The organism is Paenibacillus sp. FSL W8-0186 (assembly GCF_037969765.1).
Classification (GTDB): domain Bacteria; phylum Bacillota; class Bacilli; order Paenibacillales; family Paenibacillaceae; genus Fontibacillus; species Fontibacillus woosongensis.
The window spans coordinates 4,690,690-4,709,944 of record NZ_CP150207.1; the positions used below are offsets into that span (position 1 = coordinate 4,690,690).

A 19,255-nucleotide genomic window follows, 5' to 3' on the forward strand; every position below is an offset into this window, starting at 1 on the left:
CACCACGTATGGGGCTAAAAAACAAAAACGTGAAGAATTCACGAAGGAATCCGTCACGTTCTTCCAAACCCGCAGGTCAAATGATTATTGTTTCCGGCAATCGCCGCAAACCCCGTAAAGTTCCAATCGGTGACCGTGCACCTGGAAGCCGGTCATCTCCTCGGCCTTTTGTTCCACATCCTCCAGCGAGGAGTATGTGAAGTCTTTTATTTTTCCACACTTCTCACATATTACATGATAATGATTCGAGACGTCCGCGTCAAAACGGCTGGAGTTATCCCCATAGGTCAGCTCCCGAACCATGCCAGCTTCTATAAACATCTTAAGATTGTTATAAACTGTTGCCACGCTCATATTCGGAAAACGGGGCGCTAAAGCACGGTAGATTTCATCTGCCGTCGGATGGCCCATCGATTCCATAAGAAACGTTAAAATGGCATGACGCTGCGGCGTAATTCGAACCCCGCTCTGTTTCAATTGATCCAGAGCATGCTGTACCCGCGTAGTCATTATGTCCACCGCCTTTAAGAGGTCGTTTACAGTCCCTCTTCTTCTTCTTACAAGTTTATTGTACTTTTACAATAATTCGTTTGTCAACGGAGTGCGGATTCATCGGTTATCCGTTGGTTCACATATAAATTACTGTTTCCTTCTACCTTGACCAAATATTCCCCGGAACCGACAATGCCATGGATGGTTTTATTATCAACGGCAAAAGGCAGCTCAGTTATAATATCGCCATATCCGCTGGAACCTTCCAGCGTGTAGTCTCCTTCCTCCGGAATGGTTATTGTCATTTCACCTACCGCACTGTACACATTCCAATCCCCTTCGATCTGCGGCGATTCAATCTGGATTTTGCCGTTTAAGGACTCGGCTTTTAATGCCGCGGCAACGCCATGGATAACGATGTTGCCATTTTTTGTCGCCGCATGGATGTCGTCATCCGCATTCATTAGTGCAATATTGCCGACTAGCGTGGACATCGACACCTGTCCCGTGATCATATTCCCCATCATGTTTCCGCCTTGAGTATCCACGCTGACATTGCCGAATATCCGGTACATTTCCGCATCACCGTTTAGCGTCTTTGCCGTCACATCGCCATTGACGTCCCAAAGCTTCAGATCCCCGTTGCCCGTCTGCAGCTTGATCTGCTTCAAGGCACGAACTCCGCTCATCTTGATTTTACCGTTAGAGGTACTTATATCGATATCCAAAAAACGGTTTTCTGGCAAAAATACAGTCATATTCATGCGAGGATGCCTTTTCCCGGAAGCGCCGTAGACTTTATCCTTCACATTCAGGGTCAACGTTTTCCCTTCGGTTATCTGAAGCTCGGTTTCCTCCGCCACTAACTTGGCCTCCTCAGCCGGCAATTGATCCACCCATACCGTGCTCTCTACGCGAATCCCTTCAATTTCCGCTCTCCTGACGTCAATATTTCCATTAATGCCATTAAGGACAATCTGCTCCGTGCTTAGATCAATGGGGATTTCCAGCTGTTCCTTGATCAGGGAGTAGCCTTCCTCTGCGCTGAAATCCGTGCCGGCCGCCGTTAAATCAAGACTGACCCTGTTCCATAAATGCATATAATGATCCTGCTGGGTTACCGCAAAAACGGAGAACGCCACAAACAGCGATAGTAAAAGCCCTTTGAGATCAACGCGAAGCAGCCGCAAAGGATAAGCTGTTTTTCGGCGATTCCACAGGAACACATAGATTTGCTCTAATCCGGCGACGACGAACAGCAGCGGCCACCACTTCAGCAAATGAAGCATAAAGTTGCTTCCCGTGGCCACATCAATCAGAAGAATGATTCCTACCCCTATAAGCAGCAGCGAGGCGGTCATCCGACCGGTTCTAAACCGGCGGCGGCGGCCTTCCCGAACTATCAATGCCGCACCGCTTAGAATAAGCAGCACCGCTGCCGCATAACCCGCATTGGCCTGAATGACAGCAGCAAGCCATGGCGGCTTCTGGCTAAGCAGAAAGATCAGACCGCCGCCCGCCATCAGCAAAAGTCCCGACAGAATCCCTTTCCAAACATGCTCTTTCGCCCCGGCTGCCTCTTCTCTCTGAGTAGTTTCACTTCTTACTCTCGCATTGACGACATCCGTAGATTGCAGCACATCATAGATGCTGTAGAAATACATCATAGGGATTAATATTCCAAGCAGGAACAGAAAAGGAATATTAATGGTCATGCGCACAGACGAGAAATAAATCAATGCCGAAGCATCCAGGAGTAGAAAATATATAATAGCTATGCCGCGCCAGAACATTCGTAAATAAAGGTGGCCCAGACCCGGAAGCAAAGCCGAGAGCATACAGGCCATGAATTTCCGCTTGAGGCGCCGAGGTCTGTAACGTCTGATCTTTCCCTTTGGCACGGACTTTTTGTTGTGCCGCGCTGTGTCGCTGGCGGTCATTTGATCCGGTGTCATATCCATCCTCCTCTTTTGACTAATAATAACCGATTTCTGGACTGTTCGTAACTTGGAAGGTACTGGCGAAGACTAGGTACCTGCATTATGGCTGGCCAGGGAAGCAAAAGAAACTCTCCTATAAAGAGGAGAGTTTCAGAGGTTCTAGCTGGTATATCGTCAATTCTACATTCGGTACCGCCATTAATGTGCCAGCGGCAACGAAGCCCTGCTGCTCATACAGCGAGACGGCCGGAGTGTTTAACTTCCCAGCCTTTACCTCAAATAGCGCCGTATTTGGATATTCTCCAATGACATGCCGCAATAATGATCTGCCGATGCCCTGCCGGAGATGCTGAGGGTGTACCATAAGTCGTGTAATCTCAACCGCCCCGTCCTTCTTAAGGGTAACAGCAATCGCACCGAGAACTTCACCCTCCGGGGTTACTTCTCCGTAGAAAGTATCAGGGCTGTTCCTCACAGACTCAAAGGTGTCCGGAAGCGGGGGCAGATGCTTAACTCCTACCGCGTGCGCCTCAAGTCGGTACGCCGCATGCTGTAAGCTCCAAATTTGTTCTGCGATTTCCGGATCCCGCAGCGATAGCGGTGTAATCATGCTTCCGCCCCCCTTCTTCATTTAGACGTGTAGGAACCGCATACCTCTAGCCTTTCAATACGTCGACTAGCAGCTTATTAACAAGCCCTGGATTGGCCTTTCCTTTACTGCGCTTCATCACTTGACCTACAAGGAAGCCAATCGCTTTCTCTTTGCCGGCCTTGTAATCCTCGACAGAAGCCGGATTGTCGGCAATGACTTCATTTACGATCGCCAAAATAGCTCCTTCGTCGCTTATTTGGACAAGCCCCTGCTCCTCGACGATTTGCTGAGGCAGCTTCCCGCTCTGCAGCATTTCTTTGAACACCGTTTTGGCGATCTTGGAGCTGATCGTTCCTTTCTCGATCAGGCCGATCATTTCGCCCAGGCCTTGGCCAGTCAGCTTCACATCGGACAACTCTTGCCCGTTCGTATTCAAATATCCGAGCAAATCGCCCATAATCCAGTTGGACACCGATTTGGCATCCTTCGTAAACTCTAGGCTGCTCTCGAACAAATCGGCCAGCGCTTTGGATGAGGTAATGACTTCAGCATCATAGCTAGGAAGGCCGAACTGCTCGGTATAACGCGCCTTGCGGGCGTCTGGAAGCTCAGGAATGGATGCCCGGATGCGATCCTTCCACGCTTGATCGATATAGAGCGTAACTAAATCCGGGTCCGGGAAGTAGCGGTAGTCATGCGCTTCTTCCTTGCCGCGCATAGAGAATGTCTTGCCCTGAGTCTCGTCCCAGCGCCGCGTCTCTTGAACAACCTCTCCGCCTTCATCCAATATTTCAGCCTGACGGTATTGCTCATATTCCAGTCCGCGCTGCACGCCGCGGAACGAGTTCATGTTCTTAAGCTCAGCCCGGGTGCCCAGTTCCTTCTGGCCTACCGGACGAAGGCTGATATTCGCATCACAGCGCATCGAGCCCTCTTCCATCTTTACGTCGGAGACGTCGCAATACTGCATAATCGCACGCAGCTTCTCCAAATAAGCCTTCGCCTCCTCCGGCGAGGAAATATCCGGCTCAGAGACGATCTCCACCAGCGGAGTACCAACGCGGTTGAAGTCGACAAGCGAGGCATAACCTCCATCAATATGGGTTAGCTTGCCCGCGTCCTCCTCTAAATGGAGACGGGTAATTCCAATGCGCTTTGTTTTGCCGTCAACTTCGATGTCGATATATCCATTTTCCCCGATTGGCTGGTCGTATTGGGAAATTTGATAAGCCTTCGGGGAGTCGGGATAAAAATAATTCTTCCGGTCAAATTTGCTGACGTCCGCAATTTCGCAATTGAGAGCCATCGCAGCTTTCATCGCGTAATCCACAGCCTGGCGGTTAAGCACAGGAAGCACGCCGGGATGTCCAAGACACACCGGGCATGTATGACTGTTAGGCGGGGCACCGAATTCAGTAGAGCAGCCGCAGAAAATTTTCGATTTCGTATGCAGCTCCACGTGCACTTCCAGCCCAATTACCGTTTCATATTTGGATGTTGACATATTGATCCTCCTGAACACTTTAGTGAAACAATCCTGCTATCCCTTACAACGCCGGGCGGCGCTTGTGATGGTCGCTATTCGCTTCAAAGGCGTGAGCAAGCCGCAATATCGTGCTTTCGTCGAACGCTTTGCCGATAAATTGCAGACCGATCGGAAGCCCGTCCGCAAAGCCGCATGGCACGCTCAGCGCCGGCACTCCGGCAAGACTGACCGGAATCGTCAATATATCATTCAAATACATCGTCAGCGGATCATCCACCTGGGAGCCTAACTGGAACGCTGTCGTTGGCGTCGTCGGTCCGACGATGACATCATATTTCTCAAAGGTCTGGTCGAAATCGCGCTTGATCAAAGTGCGCACTTTCTGTGCTTTTAAATAGTAAGCATCATAGTATCCGGAGCTAAGAGCGTAAGTTCCGAGCATAATACGCCGCTTCACCTCGGGCCCGAAGCCTTGGCTGCGGGACTCGTGGTAAAGATCAAGCAGGCCGCCGGCATGGTCGGCCCTAACCCCGTAGCGAACGCCGTCAAAGCGCGACAGGTTCGAAGATGCCTCTGAAGAAGCCAGCAAATAATACGCAGCTACAGCATATTCGGTATGCGGAAGCGACACTTCCTCCCACACGGCGCCCAGGCTTTCGAGCAGACGTAGTGCCTCCATCACGGAAGCCTTGATTTGCGGATCAACACCCTCCAGGTATTCCTTCGGCACGGCGATGCGAAGCCCGGCGATATCCCCGGTCAGCGCGCTGGCATAATTCGGGATATCCACTTGGGCCGATGTGGAGTCCTTTGGATCGTATCCGGCGATCGCCTGCAGCAGATAAGCGGCGTCCTCCACATTTTTGGTGATCGGCCCGATTTGGTCGAGCGACGATGCAAAGGCCACCAGACCATATCTGGAGACGAGGCCATAGGTTGGCTTCAAGCCAACAACCCCGCAATACGAAGCCGGCTGGCGGATCGAGCCGCCGGTATCCGAGCCTAAAGCAAAATAAGCTTCGCCCGCAGCCACGGCAGCAGCTGAACCGCCGCTGGAGCCGCCCGGTACCCGATTCAAATCCCAAGGATTGCGTACCGGATGGAAGCTTGAATTCTCATTGGAGCCGCCCATTGCGAACTCGTCCATATTCAATTTGCCGATCATTACGGATTCTGCCTGCTTCAGCTTGGAAACCACCGTTCCGTCGTAAATCGGATCATAGTTGGACAGGAACTGGCTTGCGCAGGTTGTACGCAGTCCCTCCGTCACCATATTGTCCTTCACGCCGATCGGCAGACCGAACAGAAGCCCCAGATCCTCTCCACGAGCTAGTTTGTCATCCAGCCGCGCCGCTTCCGCGCGCGCGCCTGCTTCATTCAGCGTTAAATAAGCGCCGATCCGTTCCTCCCTTTCCCCGATCTTGGCAAAAGCTTCATTAACGAGGTCGGTAACCGATAACTCCTTGCTGCGGAGCTGGTTATGTATATCCTGTAAACGTAAATCAAAAAGCGTCACAACCGCTTCCTCCTTCCGTAATTTGGCAGTGCGTCCTCTGGGACATCACATTTGTTGGCAGCACTTTCAAACGCGCTTGCCGCTTCGTCTGCAGAACTAAGCCTATGCATACGCTCCGCTTACTCCAGAACGGCAGGCACCTTGAACTGCCCATCCTCTTCATCAGGAGCATTGCGGAATACTTGCTCTTGCGTCAAGCTGTCCTGGACAACATCATCACGCATGACATTGCTGAGGAGCAGCACGTGAGTCGTCGGCTCGACGCCCTCCGTATCCAGCTCGTTCAGCTTCTCCGCATATTGTAAAATAGCGTTCAACTGTTCTGTGAACATATCCCGCTCTTCATCCGTTAAATTCAAACGGGCCAGCTTGGCCACATGCTCAACATCTTTAGTCTCGATGCTCATACTGTAATCCTCCTCGTACCTTCCCTGACGGGACTTGATTTGTCCATTCTAACATGTCCGCATAGATGATTAAAATTATATTGTAGATTATCCGACAATTCAATCCGTTAACGCGAAGCATGAATAAACTCAAACAGCGGCCGCAAAGCACAACAAAACTCAAAAAAGACCGGCATAGCCGGCCTTTTTCTCTAAATCCAAGCTCGCAAATTCACCTGTTTGATGAATTCCGCCTGAGACATAACTTCCTTTGTTGGTTCTTCTTGCTCCTCCGCTTGAGAATCTTCTCCATTGATGATCTGATGAAACAGCTTCTCGTTGTACGTAGCCAGTGCGTAGTCGATCAACGCTTCCTGGGTGGTGCGCTCTACTTCTTGCTCAATCAGCCGCTCTTCAGATTCCACATCCTGGGATGGGACAAAATAATTTCGCCCCGTCTTTGGAGACCGCACAACGTAATCAAACACATTGTCCGGGTTACGGTCATAAGCAATAATATAGCCATATTCCCCAACAGGAAGATTCTGCTCAAAAGCATCGCCGACGATAACAACTTTCTCTCCCAATTGCAGCATCGTCTACCTCCCTGATATTTACTCTCAGTTATTTTACTATCCTACTAAAAATAAGCGAGATTGGTCAAGCGTTTCAAGGATTTAATAGACTTCCGCAGCAAAATGCGAAATTCAAGGTTCAGTCTCCCCTAAGATCAGGGATGGATTGCCGGCGCAGGCTCCATACAGCACTAATTATGCAAACAAAACTCAGTAATGCGGTCATTATACTAGGAAAAATTGCCGATTTAAGCGGCGAACCCCCGAATGCGGCAGTCCCTTCCACGAGCAATCGGCCCGGACTCCAGGTAAACCAAGCGGGAGCTAGGCTATATCCTAGCGACAGTGCACCCATGAGCAGCAGCGAAATCACGGCGGCTGCGCTGCCTCGCAATAAAGTGCTAAGCAGTACGGTCAAGGATACCGCAAACGTCAGCCACAGAATATAGAACCCTCCGGCAATCAATCCCTCTCGCCAGGTTACCGGACCAAGCAGCAGCACGGTATAATACCAGGATGCTGCGTAGCTTGCAGTAAAGGAGAGAAGCATCAAAGTCATCTGCCCCGCCCACTTCGCAGAAATGAAGGAAGCCGAGCTTACGGGCCGGACAAGCACCAAGGCAGCAGTTCCCCCGTAACGCTCGCCGGCTACAACCTGCATTCCGGCAATGACCAGAATAAGCACACCGATCGTGCTGTACTGGCCAAGTACGCCCGCCATTACCTCGGCAGACCCAGGAATCGGGAAGCCCGCAATCAGTTCCTCGGGCATGCTGCCTGAAGCAGCCAATATTTCCGGCAAGTAATACGAAGTGACCGGCTGCATGACGACGAGCAGCATCAGTACGACGGGAACCCACAGCAGCTGATAGCTGCGAGCCATGCCGAGCAGTTCCTTGCGATATATTAACCATGCCTGCCTCATGCTGTCACCACCTTCATGAACATCTCCTCCAGCGAGGTTGCTCCCGTTTCAAAGTTTAGCAAAGGAATATTCCGCGAAGCGACCTCGCCCAAAATAAGACGTCTGGCATCCTCCATATTGTTGACCGTTAACTGGGCAGTGCTGCCTTGAATCTGCGCATTCTGGACAAACGGCCGGCTCCGGAGCGACTGGAGCCATTCATTTGCAGCATTATTCCGCTCTACCTGTATGATAAGCTGCGGTTTGCGATATTTATCCGCAAGCACCTGCAGCTCTCCATTCTCCACGATCTCTCCGTCCCGCATCATCATGATCCGGTCACAGACCTCCTCTGCATCAGGCAGCACATGCGTCGAGAATAAGATTGTCGTCTCCGTCCGGAGTGACTGCAGCAAGTCCATAACCTCGCGGCGACCGATCGGATCAAGCGCGGATACCGGCTCATCGAGCAGCAGCAGCTGCGGCTGATGGACCAGCGCCTGAGCCAAGCCAAGCCGCTGCTTCATTCCCCCGGAGTATCCCGCAATCCGCCGTTTTGCCGCCTGGTTCAAGCCGACACGCTCCAGCACCGCGAGCGTCCGCTTCCGGGCATCTTGGCGGTTCAGGCCGCTTAAGCCTGCTGCATACATTACGAATTCCTCCCCGGTCATCCAGCCGTAAAATGCAGGATGCTGCGGCAGGTATCCGATCAACGAGCGGTATTCCCCGCTGGAGTGCAGCCGTCCCTGAACGGCAATCCGTCCCGCGGACGGCGAGATCAATCCGGCAATCATGCGCATCGTCGTCGTCTTGCCGGCTCCGTTTGGCCCGAGCAGCGCGGTGCAGCTTCCGCGTTCCAGCTGAAAGGAAATCCCATTGACCGGAATGCGCGAACCGAACTTCTTTGTCAATTGGTCAACTTGAAGAAATGACATCTAGGTCTCCTTCCTTCCGAGAATAAAATAAACGATGCTTCCGATCATATTTCCGAAAATAATGACCAGAGCCCAGATCCATTTTGTTCCCCGCACGGTTTGTGCCTTGAGCAGTGAAACCAGGGCCGTAATCATAAGAATGAGCTGCAGCGCGATTACGGGCGCAAGCAAACCCCAATTGATATCGATGTCCATATTTCTATTCCCCCGTTTTCCTTTTGGCTTTGCGATAATCGCCCCACACGACGACAAGCAAGTATACGATCAGCGGGCTGGGAAGATTGACAACCCCCCATAACCCCCAGAACCAGGCTTTTCTCCCCCGTTTGCGGGCATCGATAAACATCCACGTTCCTTGAACCAGCAGCAGCAGGGCGGATATCACGAACACCCACCACGGAGGCAGCGGCTCGGATGAAACGATTAACGACCAATTCATTCCGCCCGCCCCCTTCTGGCTGGACGCAGCGCCACGGCAACCACTACCGCCGCGATGACTCCAAAGCCTTGCAGCAGCCCATAGATGACCGGCGTCGACAGCGCGAACAGAAACCCGCCGCTAATCATCAGCAGGGCGACGAGACAGAACAGCATCACTTCCCATCTTTTCATCCAGGTCATGGTGCGCCAGCGCTCTTTCACAATCAGCTCCCAAGACTCCGCTGAAGGCCCGCGCTTCTCGGGAACGACGCGGTCCAGCGTCTGCAAGTCCTTTAGCAGCTCATGAATAAGCTCGTCCTCGAACTCCCGGTCTTGTCCATTATGATTCATGGGGATTCAACTCCTTTCGCAATTCTCGCAATCCATAAGCGACTCGGGATTTGACCGTCCCTGCGGGAATATTCAGCATGCTTCCGATTTCATCATAGCTATATCCGTAATAATGCTTCAGCAGGATAGCGATCCGGTGCTCGGCAGACAGCCTGGAGAGCAGCTCAAGCAAATCGCTCCATTCCTCCTGATTGGCCTCGAAATGCCATTTCAGCCGATCGGGTCGGCCTTCATCCGCCAGCCACTGCTTTTCCCTTTTCCGGCGGCGGGTCACATCGATGAACAGCCGCGTCGCGATCGTCATCAGCCATGAGGAGAAAGCGGAGGTTCCATCGTATCTCTGTATATTTTCCATGCATTTCAGCATCGTGTCCTGGGTCAAATCCTCGGCCGTTTTAGGCTCCATGGTTACCTTCACCAAATATTTATACACATACGAATAATGATGTTGTATTAGTGAGGCGAGAGCGGCGGCATCTCCTTGTTTAGCTCGTTTGATCCATTCCCTCTCCTGAGGCATCGCGTCACCCCTTTTGTCGATAACACCTATAATACGCCCAGGCGGCACAAATCGTTCAATACGGGCAATAAAAAAATGATTTCCAAAAAAATAGAGCTAAATGATGGTATGCCGCACCTCTCATTCAGCTCCTCCGAGCATGACTATTCATATCGTTCCTTGCGTATTTGCCTCAGCTTATGGTGCCAGGGCTGGTTAATCAGCCCCGCAGCAATGACAACCTGACGCCATGAACGGAAAATGTCGGATGCCGAAGACTCTGCAATCGCTATGTCCTCCTTATTCTTTCCCATTTCATAGCCAAAGCCTTCATCCGTAATATAGGATACACTGCGCTTCACCTTGCCCTCTCCTTCCTGATTCTGCCGGCTCGCCTGCTTTTCTGCATTGCTGCACAACCCGAAAAAGACAAAAAAAGAACGCAAACCGGGACTTATTCCACAGCTTGCGTGCTTCGCAAAGGTTACAAACATTTAATTAATATACATCCTAGCAAAGGAATGTAGTTTTGTCTAGTATTTTTGTACTTTTTGTAGCAAATTCTCACTAATTCGCATCACCTGGTCAGGAAACGTACGGATTATTGGCTTTTTCGAACCCAATCGTCGTTTTTGGACCGTGACCTGGATATACCGTTACCTCATCCGGCAGACGGTACAGCTTGCCGCGGATGGAATTATACAGGTCGGCCTCCCGGCCTCCCGGCAAATCCGTGCGGCCTACGCTCATGCGAAACAGCACATCTCCGGAGAAAAGGTCGTTTCCGCACAGGAAGCTGACGCTTCCCGGAGAATGACCTGGCGTATGGAATACAGTAAACTCATGACCGATCAGCTTCAGCTTCTGTCCCTCGGCAAGCTCATACTCTGCGGCATCACTCTGGATGGGCGGCGATACCTCCGCCCAGCGAAGCGAACCGTTAAGCGCCGGCGTTGTGAGCCAATCGCTTTCCAGGGAATGCAGGTAAACGGGGCACTGCTTTAAGCGGCGTATCTCATCCACTCCGCCGATATGGTCGAAATGGGCGTGCGTTAACAGAATCGCTTCGATTTCAAGCCCCTCAATTCTGCGGATCAAAGGAGCAGGATTCATTCCGGGATCGACAATAATCGCTTTCCCTTCCTCTTTCCCGCGAATTAAATAAGCGTTGGTCTCCAGCGGTCCCAAAGAAAATGTCTCGATGTTCAGCATTTTAAAATTTCGAGAGCAGCGCGCGCAGTTCAGATACGACCTTGCCGTTAACTCCCGCTCCTTCTTCGTATTTCACGGCCATTTCCTTGCGAACCACGGCGATTTTCTCCTCATAGTCCGCTGCTTCACGATCCGGGTTCTCCTGCTTAAAGCGGGTCATGAGCTCCTGTACGTCAGCCGGACGCGGCCCCCAATGTCCAAGCACATGCCCTTCCGCGTCCGCCACGATCACTATGGGAACGGCGCGGCCGCCCATGGTCAAGAAATGGTCCATGACGTCCTGATGCTCCTCCAGGATAAGGATTTCCGTTCGGATTTCCGCTGTCTCCAGCGCCCGGAAAATGACCGGAACGTTGCGAATGACGTCGCCGCACCAGTCTGCCGCAAGAATTAGCACGCGGAAATCATCCCGTTTTTTCTGCAGTCCTTCAAAAAACAGCCGGTCATCCTCGTTCACCCATTTGAAGCTGTCATAACCGGATTGGAACGCTTCTTGATTATGCTGCATTCCTTCCATGAATTGCTGCGGCGAAATGCCTTTGCCCAACTTATCCTTTAAATTTACACTCATATTACTTTGCTCCTTTCTTCTTATTCGCCCCATACCATTTTACGATAAAATACCCGATCAAAAGCGCAAGAGCAACGAGCAGAATCGGCATGATGTACGGCCCGGCCTTCTCATCAATCGCTTGCCACTGTTCTCCCAGCACCATGCCTAAGTAGACAAACAATATCGACCAAGGAATGACGGCAAGCGTCGTCAGCCATAGAAACTTGCTTACGGGCATCTTGGCCATGCCTGCCGGAATGGAAATGGCATGCCTAACCACCGGGATAAAACGGGCGGTAAAAATAACGCCTGAGCCATACTTCAGAAACCATGCCTCGGATAAATCGATATGTTTCTTTTGGATCAGAATGTACTTGCCGTACCGTTCCAGAATCGGCCGGCCGCCATAGCGTCCAATCCAATATACGAACAACTGGGCGATGACGCCGCCGATAACGCCGAAGATTACTGCGCCGATAAAGCTGATCCGCCCTGCATATACGAGATACCCCCCGTATGCAAGCACGATCTCACTTGGGATGACCTCGATCATGAGCCCCAGCATAATGCCGAAATACCCAAGCTGCTGTATCCACTCAAACAAGGCTCCGACTATATTTGACAACCATTCCAATACTCGTCCTCTCCCCAAAATCTTCTTAATACCTAGTCTATTCTATCATAGCCTGAGACATGCCTTCTAGTTGGGCCAAATTCGGCCCGGGCCTACATACACTGAGTGTCCCGCCCGAATCGGGGCGCATATGCTGTAACAAAGGAGGCGATCATTCTGAACAAGCTGCATGGCAAGCACAAAACCGCCCTCCCGACGCCGCGCAAAATCCGCCGTGGATGCAGCAAAGAGCTATACCGAACGATCAAACGGCTCGGTGTATACATTCCCGAGGATCTGCTCAAGGAAGGAGAAGCGCTGTACTATAAAAAAGTCATTGCCAACCTCCTCTGGATCGGCGAAAACAGCAGCAACCGCAAGCTTCTGGCGGACTGGTGGGATAAGGAGGTCGGCCCCGAGCTCGCCGGGCTGTGGGGCCTGGACACCGAAGCGCTATGCAAGGCATTCCGGGCTGCCTTCGGCGGCTAGCGATGAACGGGAGAGTAGCGCAGCACATACTCTCCCAGCTCACGCCCGCGGTCTTTCGCTTCCGCCGTCACGGTAAAGCGCCGGTCATTGCGCAGGTTAGCGGTACCCGCCAGCCGCATGGCAAGCTCTTCGTAGCGTACGTACAGTTTGTATCCAGCCGCGGCGGCAGCGCCAGCTTCCTGCGGGTAGTGCTCTCGCAGCCTGCCGGCGAGGGAAGCAAGAGCGCTTAGCGCCTCCGTCTGCCTTTGCCGGCTGTAAAGATCGAGCTGCACGGCCTGCTCCCAGGCGGCAACAGCCTCCATCGGCCGCGAGCCGGAGAGCGCCTGCCCCAAGGCGGCCCACAGCTCGGGATCGGCCCGGTCATAGGCGAGCCCCTGCCGCAGCATGCCAGCCTGAGCGGCAGCACCGGACAGGCTGGCGAGATGCAGCCGGACCGAGGTCCGGGCAGGGCACAGCGCTAGAGCCTGCTCCAACAGAGCCGTGGCCTGCCCGATATTGCCCGAGGCGGCAGCCGCCAGCGCTTGCCGTTCGCGGGACAGGCTGACGGCCTGCCGCGCACCCGTCGCGCTCGCTAGCAGAAGCAGCCCGGCCAGGGCAATAAGGGAGCCGCGGGGCAGCAAGCGCAGTGCTGACGGGCAGGCAGGCTGCGCAGCGCAGCCTGGCGTGCGGGTGATGCCAGCGGCGGCCATCCAAATGATGAGCAGCCACGTCAGGCCGTAGCTCATATCGAAGTCGGCCGCGCTATGCAGAAGCACCGCTAGGAAGGGCGGCAGCATTCTGCTGCGCGCACGGGCCAAAGCAGCGCCGATCGCCCCAAGCCAGAGCAGTGTAATAGCCAGCCCGAGCAGCCCCGTATCCAGCGCGATGTTCAAATAGCCGCAATGCACTTCCTCCCCGACGTAAGGAGAACTCTGTATGCTCCGGAACGACGCTTCCCATGTCTTTCCCCCTTGTCCGAACCACGGCGAGAGAAGAAACAAGCTCCCTCCGTCGCGATACATGTGGATACGGGCGGAAGCGGTCGCCAGCCGGCTTGACCGCTCAACCAGTCCCGGGCTCAACACCGCGCCAAGAAGGGCAGCTGTGAGCAGCATGCCGCCTGCCGGCAGAAATCGAGAGCGATTTCGATATCCGTGTCTGCGCTTATGTATATTTCCCTGTTTTTTGCGCCGTCCCAGGCCTGCCAAATACTTCGCCGCAACGATGGCTGCGCCTGATGTTCCCCCGAGCAGAACCAGCCCGGGGAGCAGCGGCGGCGCAAGCGACGAGGCGGCCAATGGGCCTGCGGCAAGCGCACCGCAAAGCAGCAGCAATCCGCTTTGCTTCGCAAAGCGGAGCCGATCTACAGGCCGCAGCCGGCACAGCCCGGCAATCCCCGCAGCAGCGGTCGCCAGGCTAGCTCCCCGCGACTCTGTCAGCAGCAGGCATAGCATATAAATAAATGCGCTGCCTGAAACAATATACCCTCTCCAGTGGCACCCGCGGGTAAAGTCCGCCGCTCTCAGCCGGGCCAGGAGCATCAGGCGCTCCAGGAGATAGGCTCCCATCACCGCCCCGAAGGCGTTCGGGTACTGCAGCAGTCCGCCTAACCGCGCGCCGCCTGCAGCAAGGTCCGTCTCATCCGTACGAAAAATAGCACCCGGGTACGGAAATAGCCCGTAAACCGATGCAAGCCCGGTTACGCCGAGCACCAATCCGATGATACTCCAGCCTGCCTGCAGCAATTTCCTGCCCTCGGCGCTTCTCGCAGCATAATAAGCTGCTATTCCGAAGCAGCCGTAAAAACTCCACCCGAGCACTGCTTCCCCGGTGCTCTGCACGGATAACGGGCCGGCAAGCAGATGTGCGGCATAGAGCAAAGCGATCATAGACGGAGCAGCGGCAAGCAAAACAGCATGCCGCAACTCAAGGGGATGATGGGCCATGGGGAATGATCCGAACCGCTCCGCCTTTCTTCCGCCGCCGCTGATCAGCACAGTAATGGCACGTCCCGTCCGCCGTCCCCTTGCCGCCAGTACCGCCACGATGATGCCCGTTATGGCTGTTCCCCACGTCATCAGCCCCAAAGCCGTTCTCGTATCTTTAAAATATAGTCCCTGGCTCATACAAGCAGCGCAACCCGCCGCGATGCAGGCGATTGCCGCCAGCACTCCGATCCTGTCCTTAACAGCTTCTTCTCCCTTTAGTCCGGTTGCATCCATACCGTCTTTGCCGCCCCCCTTCCCCATTGATGACAAGCCTTCTAATCTCGCCTCCGCCGCAATACAAAAAGGCCAACACCTCAAGTGTTGACCTTAGAAGACGGCTTCAAACCAGGGAAGCCGGGGCATGCCTGCGCTATATTCCGGGCGGGTTCTCAGCTGCCGGGCAGCAGGTCCCTGCAGGCCCTCTCCAGATAAGGATCGGCTTGTACAAAATCACGAAAAGCGGTATATTCCCGCCACAGCCGCTCCGTATCGCCGCCGGACGATTTGACAGCCCGAATTAGTATATTCTTGGGCGTATGCTCCATATCGATGAATTCAAGCAGCTGTGTTTTGTAGCCGAGTATATCCAGCAGCTTGGCGCGAATGGCATCCGTTGCCAGCGCCGAGAAGCGCTCCTTCAGGATACCATGCGACAGCAGCGGCTCAAGCACGGGGCTCTTGATCTGATTGAACAGCTCATGCTGGCAGCAAGGGACGGACAAGATCACCGACGCTCCCCAGCGCACCGCCTTCTCCAACGCAGCATCCGTCGCCGTATCGCAAGCGTGCAAAGTGACGACCATATCCACTTGGCTGAGCTCGTCGTAATCCGCGATATCTCCTACGAGGAAGCGCAGCTGATCGTATTGCAAATTCTGTGCGAGCGTTCCGCAATGCTCGATGACGTCCGCTTTCAGGTCTAGCCCGACGATATTCAGCTCCCGTCGCTGCTGTACGGATAAATAGTGGTATAGCGCAAACGTCAAATACGATTTGCCGCAGCCGAAATCGACGATCGTAAGAGGACGATCTTCGGGAAGATGGGGAATGACGTCCTGCACCATCTCCAGGAATCGATTGATCTGCCGGAACTTGTCGTATTTCTTGGCGTACACTTTTCCGTCCGGGTTCATAATGCCCAGCTCAATTAGGAATGGTACTGGCGTCCCCTCCTCCAGAATGTACTGCTTCTGCCGATTATGCGTCAGTGCGCCGGGCTTCTTGGAAGGAGATTTCTTCAGGATCGACACTTTGTATTTTTTGCTGATCAGCACTTGATAGTCGGCCTGTGGGGTACAGAGCAGCCCCTGCCGGAACCTGTTTTCAAACAGCTCCATGATCTTCGCCTCGAATAGCGGAGCTTCAATATTCTCATGGGTGACCTTATTGGCATAATGATACGCCAGCTGGTAATGAAGGCTCTTCTTCAATTCCACGGGTTTGACGACCACTTTGGTATAGCTGGCGTCTCCTGCCTTGCGTACCTGGCTGAGCGTAGCGGAGATCAAGGTGCCTTCTTCCGCCAGTTGATGAACAAGATTCCGCAAAGACTCCATAGTAGACAACTCTCTTTCGCTTCTCAAATAATTGTTCCTCATCGCTAACTAAGCCATTTTACAAGCGATGGCGCAGTTCGGCAAGCCCCTCCTGGACTTCGGCTGCAGACAGACCGCCCTCCTCCAGTTGATCTGGAGCAACGCCAGCTAAGCGTTCGTAAAAAGCAATCCCTTCATGCACGTCCATTTCCTGCTGATCCAATAAGCGGTACAAAGCATTTTCGGCCAAATCATACCTGCCCTTGTCCTCAGCAAAGCCAAATACCATCCGCTCTGTATCCGGATCAAGGGGACAGCCCTTAAGCTTCGCCATAAGGCCGAATATTTCCTCGTCCAGCTGCCACAAAGATGGATCGGCGCCGTGCTGCCTGGCCGTAAGAAATAAATGGAGCGCCTTCAGCTGCCTCATCCTGCCTTCATCGGTTTTCCCGCTATCCAGGAGCAGATCGCCTTCCTCCCGCAGCAGCCGGGCCAATGTTTGCAGCCGATCCGCCTCGATAATTCCGCCGCTGCGGAATAATTCAGCGATATCCTTGGAAGATAGCGTTCCAAGCAGCAAAGAGTTCAGTCGAAACTGGTTCCGATACAGTTCATCCAGCTTTTGAAGAGCTTCGGGATGCTTCTTCTGCTGCTTCAAGCCAAAAATCGTCCCCAGCATCTCGGTCATTTCTTCGATGGCTCGGACGAGGTAATCTTTTCGTAACATGCAAAAGACTCCTTTCCTGCTCTAAATGGATAATATTCTATAGTATTTCAACCTCTATTTCCAGCGATCCCCCTCGAATGCAGAGTACGCAAATAAACCGGAGCCTGCTTAAGCAGACATCCGGTCGCTTGCCCCGATGCTCAGAGAGCCCGGAAGCCAGATCAGCTTTATTCCTTCACTTCATGGATTTGGCGCAGAAAATCGTTGATGACAACCGCCAGCTGTTCCGGGGCTTCGTACATGCTCATATGCCCGGCCCCTTTGATGACAGCCTTGGTGACATTACTGCCCTCAGTTGTGAATGTCCGATCGATCGGAATAAGCCTGTCATCCTCTCCTGCGACTAACAGGACAGGCAAAGTTGTAGCTGACAGCACGTCGCGGCGATCGATCCGTTCGCGCATCGCAAGCGCGGCGCCCGACGCTCCCTGTGGAGGCGTCTTGTAGCCGATCTCCTTCACCCGATCCAAGGCCGTTTCATGCGAAGCAGCGTTCGCCGGAGCGAACAGGCCGGGCACGAGGCCGTCCACGAACGGCGTAATTCCTTCAGTGCCAATCACCGAAACCGCCTGCAGCCTCTTCTCTTTAGCTTCCTCGCTGTCTGGGTAAGCTGTCGAATGAATCAAGCCGAAGCCGTTCAAGCGGCCCGCATACCGCTGCGCCAGCGACAGCGTGACATAACCGCCCATCGAATGGCCGAGCAGCGTATACCGGTCAACCGCCAAGTCCTTCAGCAGGCCGGCAACATCATCAGCCATCTGCTCTATCGTGTAAGCGCCAAGCGGGGCATCAGACAAGCCATGTCCCCGCAAATCGGGAGCGATGACGCGATATTGCTTGGATAGCAGCGGCATCACATGCTCCCAGTATGCGGAACTGCCGCAAAAGCCGTGCAATAGCACGAGAACGTCTCCTTCACCCTGATCCTCGTATGCGATCATTGCTCCGTTTATCGTTAGCTTTTCCATCGTTCATCCTTCTTTCTTGTCTATGTATTGAATATATATAATTAAGCTAATATCGCCCGTCTGAAACGCCTCTTTATCATGATATATAGAACCTGCCGCCCTTATTCGTCTCCAGAGCCAAAACCGTAAGCCGCCGCCTGGACGATTTCATCCGCCATTTGCATAACCTTGTACAACGAAGTCATCCCCAGCGTCCAATAAGGCTTCGGTCCGTTTACGTTTACGACGGCAGCAATGCTGTAATGGCCAGCCTCCGGCAATCCTCCGCCTACCGATTGGGCGGGAAGCAGCGGCTTTCCCGATACGATATAACTGCCTACTGAGGCAGGAACGCCTAAACAAGCATCAATTGCGATGATGACATGGTCCTTAGGGATCGCATTCATCCGGTGCACCAAATTATCGGCGTCACAGGGATGCCGCAGCGAACCGACAACCGAGGAAAACCCCAGCTCCTCCAGCCGGGTGCCAACAAGGGGGCCAAGCGCATCCCCAGTGGAGCGATCCGTTCCGATGCATAGAAACGTAACCTCGTCCAACGGATGCTTCTGGCGAATGCTGCGCATAAATTGCGGCAATTCCTTGCCCGTGAGCTTCCTTTGGCTAAAGGCAGAGTCATAAGGAAGCTTCCGGCCTTCCAACCTCATCTTCATCCCCCCTCTTGAACGTATTTTGATTGTACCCTAACCGTCCTTTCACCGCAAAACATAGAACCGGACGGACGGCCGTGATACAATACAATGAGGTCAGAACGAGCATTTTAAAGAGAGGATGAGCGATCATGGTAGATTTGACGCAGAAAACCCAGGAGAACGTGGAATATATGATCGAAGCAATTAAAGCGAAATTAAGGATGGCAACAGGGGCAGCCATGTCGGCTTCAGCCTTCCATGTCGACCGCTACGATGACATTCTGGAGGTATATGAAATCGTGATGAACAAAGAACGGCTGAGCATCTCGGAGGTAGAAGCACTCGCTAAGGAGCTCGGCCAGCTTAGAGGCAATTAATATTCCTGCTGACTTTTACCAAAGAACATGTCAGAACTAAAGAAAAGTCCGGCATCCGCTTTCGCATTTTCGCGCTGGCGGGTACC

The 19,255-nt window shown here is 53.3% G+C and carries 24 protein-coding genes; 2 read left to right on the forward strand and 22 right to left on the reverse strand.

Going from position 1 to position 19,255, the window contains the following annotated elements; translation table 11 throughout:
• Positions 1-84: 84 nt before the first annotated feature.
• The 17 genes from MKX50_RS21035 to MKX50_RS21115 all read right to left on the reverse strand — a co-directional run bounded on the left by MKX50_RS21035 (position 85) and on the right by MKX50_RS21115 (position 12,495).
• Entirely contained in the window at positions 85-510 is a 426-nt protein-coding gene (locus tag MKX50_RS21035; RefSeq protein WP_155611972.1) for a Fur family transcriptional regulator, read from the reverse strand.
• Between the two features lie 83 nt (positions 511-593).
• Positions 594-2,447, reverse strand: coding sequence for a DUF4097 family beta strand repeat-containing protein (locus MKX50_RS21040; RefSeq protein ID WP_244996754.1), 1,854 nt, complete (start codon positions 2,445-2,447; stop codon positions 594-596).
• A 118-nt stretch (positions 2,448-2,565) separates the two neighbouring features.
• Positions 2,566-3,042 (reverse strand): GNAT family N-acetyltransferase, encoded by a 477-nt coding sequence (locus MKX50_RS21045; protein WP_213593780.1) that lies wholly within the window; start codon positions 3,040-3,042, stop codon positions 2,566-2,568.
• A 46-nt stretch (positions 3,043-3,088) separates the two neighbouring features.
• Entirely contained in the window at positions 3,089-4,528 is a 1,440-nt protein-coding gene (gatB, locus tag MKX50_RS21050; protein WP_155611974.1) for an Asp-tRNA(Asn)/Glu-tRNA(Gln) amidotransferase subunit GatB, read from the reverse strand.
• Between the two features lie 43 nt (positions 4,529-4,571).
• Positions 4,572-6,026 carry an Asp-tRNA(Asn)/Glu-tRNA(Gln) amidotransferase subunit GatA gene (gene gatA, locus MKX50_RS21055; protein WP_213593784.1) on the reverse strand — a complete coding sequence of 485 codons (1,455 nt, stop codon included), beginning with the start codon at positions 6,024-6,026 and terminating at the stop codon, positions 4,572-4,574.
• Between the two features lie 119 nt (positions 6,027-6,145).
• Positions 6,146-6,433 carry an Asp-tRNA(Asn)/Glu-tRNA(Gln) amidotransferase subunit GatC gene (gene gatC, locus MKX50_RS21060; RefSeq protein ID WP_213593786.1) on the reverse strand — a complete coding sequence of 96 codons (288 nt, stop codon included), beginning with the start codon at positions 6,431-6,433 and terminating at the stop codon, positions 6,146-6,148.
• A 191-nt stretch (positions 6,434-6,624) separates the two neighbouring features.
• On the reverse strand, positions 6,625-7,008 hold the full coding sequence (locus tag MKX50_RS21065) for an ATPase (RefSeq protein ID WP_155611977.1): 384 nt from the start codon (positions 7,006-7,008) through the stop codon (positions 6,625-6,627).
• Positions 7,009-7,126: 118 nt separating this feature from the next.
• Positions 7,127-7,912 (reverse strand): ABC transporter permease subunit, encoded by a 786-nt coding sequence (locus MKX50_RS21070; RefSeq protein WP_213593788.1) that lies wholly within the window; start codon positions 7,910-7,912, stop codon positions 7,127-7,129.
• A complete protein-coding gene (locus MKX50_RS21075; protein ID WP_213593790.1) occupies positions 7,909-8,826 on the reverse strand; it encodes an ABC transporter ATP-binding protein in 918 nt (305 codons plus the stop codon). The genes MKX50_RS21070 and MKX50_RS21075 overlap by 4 nt, the downstream gene beginning before the upstream one ends.
• Positions 8,827-9,015 (reverse strand): PLD nuclease N-terminal domain-containing protein, encoded by a 189-nt coding sequence (locus MKX50_RS21080; RefSeq protein ID WP_213594063.1) that lies wholly within the window; start codon positions 9,013-9,015, stop codon positions 8,827-8,829. It abuts the gene before it with no gap.
• Positions 9,016-9,025: 10 nt separating this feature from the next.
• The gene (locus MKX50_RS21085; protein ID WP_213593792.1) at positions 9,026-9,265 is read right to left on the reverse strand and encodes a hypothetical protein; all 240 of its coding nucleotides are present in this window, start codon (positions 9,263-9,265) and stop codon (positions 9,026-9,028) included.
• Positions 9,262-9,597, reverse strand: coding sequence for a DUF5345 family protein (locus tag MKX50_RS21090; protein ID WP_155611982.1), 336 nt, complete (start codon positions 9,595-9,597; stop codon positions 9,262-9,264). Before MKX50_RS21090 ends, MKX50_RS21085 begins: the two co-directional genes overlap by 4 nt.
• Positions 9,587-10,117, reverse strand: a complete 531-nt coding sequence (gene sigY, locus MKX50_RS21095; protein ID WP_213593794.1) for an RNA polymerase sigma factor SigY — start codon at positions 10,115-10,117, stop codon at positions 9,587-9,589. Before sigY ends, MKX50_RS21090 begins: the two co-directional genes overlap by 11 nt.
• Positions 10,118-10,260: 143 nt before the next feature.
• A complete protein-coding gene (locus tag MKX50_RS21100; protein WP_155611984.1) occupies positions 10,261-10,590 on the reverse strand; it encodes a hypothetical protein in 330 nt (109 codons plus the stop codon).
• A gap of 91 nt (positions 10,591-10,681) precedes the next feature.
• The gene (locus MKX50_RS21105; RefSeq protein ID WP_213593796.1) at positions 10,682-11,308 is read right to left on the reverse strand and encodes an MBL fold metallo-hydrolase; all 627 of its coding nucleotides are present in this window, start codon (positions 11,306-11,308) and stop codon (positions 10,682-10,684) included.
• A gap of 1 nt (position 11,309) precedes the next feature.
• Positions 11,310-11,879: a thioredoxin family protein gene (locus MKX50_RS21110; protein ID WP_213593798.1), complete on the reverse strand. Its 570-nt coding sequence runs from the start codon at positions 11,877-11,879 to the stop codon at positions 11,310-11,312.
• A gap of 1 nt (position 11,880) precedes the next feature.
• On the reverse strand, positions 11,881-12,495 hold the full coding sequence (locus tag MKX50_RS21115) for a DedA family protein (RefSeq protein ID WP_213593800.1): 615 nt from the start codon (positions 12,493-12,495) through the stop codon (positions 11,881-11,883).
• Positions 12,496-12,660: 165 nt separating this feature from the next.
• Here MKX50_RS21115 and MKX50_RS21120 point away from each other — a divergent pair, with 165 nt between their 5' ends.
• Positions 12,661-12,963 carry a dehydrogenase gene (locus MKX50_RS21120; RefSeq protein ID WP_213594065.1) on the forward strand — a complete coding sequence of 101 codons (303 nt, stop codon included), beginning with the start codon at positions 12,661-12,663 and terminating at the stop codon, positions 12,961-12,963.
• Here MKX50_RS21120 and MKX50_RS21125 read toward each other — a convergent pair.
• From MKX50_RS21125 to yyaC, 5 genes are all read right to left on the reverse strand, one after another.
• Positions 12,960-15,191, reverse strand: a complete 2,232-nt coding sequence (locus tag MKX50_RS21125) for an O-antigen ligase family protein (protein ID WP_339157721.1) — start codon at positions 15,189-15,191, stop codon at positions 12,960-12,962. The two genes, MKX50_RS21120 and MKX50_RS21125, sit on opposite strands and share 4 nt — an antisense overlap.
• 128 nt (positions 15,192-15,319) lie before the next feature.
• Positions 15,320-16,486 (reverse strand): SAM-dependent methyltransferase, encoded by a 1,167-nt coding sequence (locus MKX50_RS21130; protein WP_213593804.1) that lies wholly within the window; start codon positions 16,484-16,486, stop codon positions 15,320-15,322.
• A gap of 58 nt (positions 16,487-16,544) precedes the next feature.
• Complete coding sequence (locus tag MKX50_RS21135) at positions 16,545-17,192, reverse strand: DUF6483 family protein (protein WP_339157722.1); 648 nt, start codon at positions 17,190-17,192, stop codon at positions 16,545-16,547.
• Positions 17,193-17,359: 167 nt separating this feature from the next.
• Positions 17,360-18,160 (reverse strand): alpha/beta hydrolase, encoded by an 801-nt coding sequence (locus tag MKX50_RS21140; RefSeq protein WP_339157723.1) that lies wholly within the window; start codon positions 18,158-18,160, stop codon positions 17,360-17,362.
• Between the two features lie 101 nt (positions 18,161-18,261).
• Positions 18,262-18,807, reverse strand: a complete 546-nt coding sequence (gene yyaC / locus MKX50_RS21145; RefSeq protein ID WP_339157724.1) for a spore protease YyaC — start codon at positions 18,805-18,807, stop codon at positions 18,262-18,264.
• 134 nt (positions 18,808-18,941) lie between these two features.
• On the opposite strand from yyaC, the gene MKX50_RS21150 reads away from it, so the two are divergent.
• Positions 18,942-19,169 carry a DUF1128 domain-containing protein gene (locus MKX50_RS21150; RefSeq protein WP_155611993.1) on the forward strand — a complete coding sequence of 76 codons (228 nt, stop codon included), beginning with the start codon at positions 18,942-18,944 and terminating at the stop codon, positions 19,167-19,169.
• Positions 19,170-19,255 lie beyond the last annotated feature (86 nt).

Coding starts and splice junctions, on each gene's coding strand:
- MKX50_RS21035 (WP_155611972.1), bottom strand. CDS start 510: ATGACTACGCGGGTACAGCATGCTCTGGATCAATTGAAACAGAGCGGG.
- MKX50_RS21040 (WP_244996754.1), bottom strand. CDS start 2,447: ATGACACCGGATCAAATGACCGCCAGCGACACAGCGCGGCACAACAAA.
- MKX50_RS21045 (WP_213593780.1), bottom strand. CDS start 3,042: ATGATTACACCGCTATCGCTGCGGGATCCGGAAATCGCAGAACAAATT.
- gatB (WP_155611974.1), bottom strand. CDS start 4,528: ATGTCAACATCCAAATATGAAACGGTAATTGGGCTGGAAGTGCACGTG.
- gatC (WP_213593786.1), bottom strand. CDS start 6,433: ATGAGCATCGAGACTAAAGATGTTGAGCATGTGGCCAAGCTGGCCCGT.
- MKX50_RS21065 (WP_155611977.1), bottom strand. CDS start 7,008: ATGCTGCAATTGGGAGAGAAAGTTGTTATCGTCGGCGATGCTTTTGAG.
- MKX50_RS21070 (WP_213593788.1), bottom strand. CDS start 7,912: ATGAGGCAGGCATGGTTAATATATCGCAAGGAACTGCTCGGCATGGCT.
- MKX50_RS21075 (WP_213593790.1), bottom strand. CDS start 8,826: ATGTCATTTCTTCAAGTTGACCAATTGACAAAGAAGTTCGGTTCGCGC.
- MKX50_RS21085 (WP_213593792.1), bottom strand. CDS start 9,265: ATGAATTGGTCGTTAATCGTTTCATCCGAGCCGCTGCCTCCGTGGTGG.
- MKX50_RS21090 (WP_155611982.1), bottom strand. CDS start 9,597: ATGAATCATAATGGACAAGACCGGGAGTTCGAGGACGAGCTTATTCAT.
- sigY (WP_213593794.1), bottom strand. CDS start 10,117: ATGCCTCAGGAGAGGGAATGGATCAAACGAGCTAAACAAGGAGATGCC.
- MKX50_RS21100 (WP_155611984.1), bottom strand. CDS start 10,590: ATGTTTGTAACCTTTGCGAAGCACGCAAGCTGTGGAATAAGTCCCGGT.
- MKX50_RS21105 (WP_213593796.1), bottom strand. CDS start 11,308: ATGCTGAACATCGAGACATTTTCTTTGGGACCGCTGGAGACCAACGCT.
- MKX50_RS21110 (WP_213593798.1), bottom strand. CDS start 11,879: ATGAGTGTAAATTTAAAGGATAAGTTGGGCAAAGGCATTTCGCCGCAG.
- MKX50_RS21125 (WP_339157721.1), bottom strand. CDS start 15,191: ATGGGGAAGGGGGGCGGCAAAGACGGTATGGATGCAACCGGACTAAAG.
- MKX50_RS21130 (WP_213593804.1), bottom strand. CDS start 16,486: ATGGAGTCTTTGCGGAATCTTGTTCATCAACTGGCGGAAGAAGGCACC.
- MKX50_RS21135 (WP_339157722.1), bottom strand. CDS start 17,192: ATGTTACGAAAAGATTACCTCGTCCGAGCCATCGAAGAAATGACCGAG.
- MKX50_RS21140 (WP_339157723.1), bottom strand. CDS start 18,160: ATGGAAAAGCTAACGATAAACGGAGCAATGATCGCATACGAGGATCAG.
- yyaC (WP_339157724.1), bottom strand. CDS start 18,807: ATGAGGTTGGAAGGCCGGAAGCTTCCTTATGACTCTGCCTTTAGCCAA.
- MKX50_RS21150 (WP_155611993.1), top strand. CDS start 18,942: ATGGTAGATTTGACGCAGAAAACCCAGGAGAACGTGGAATATATGATC.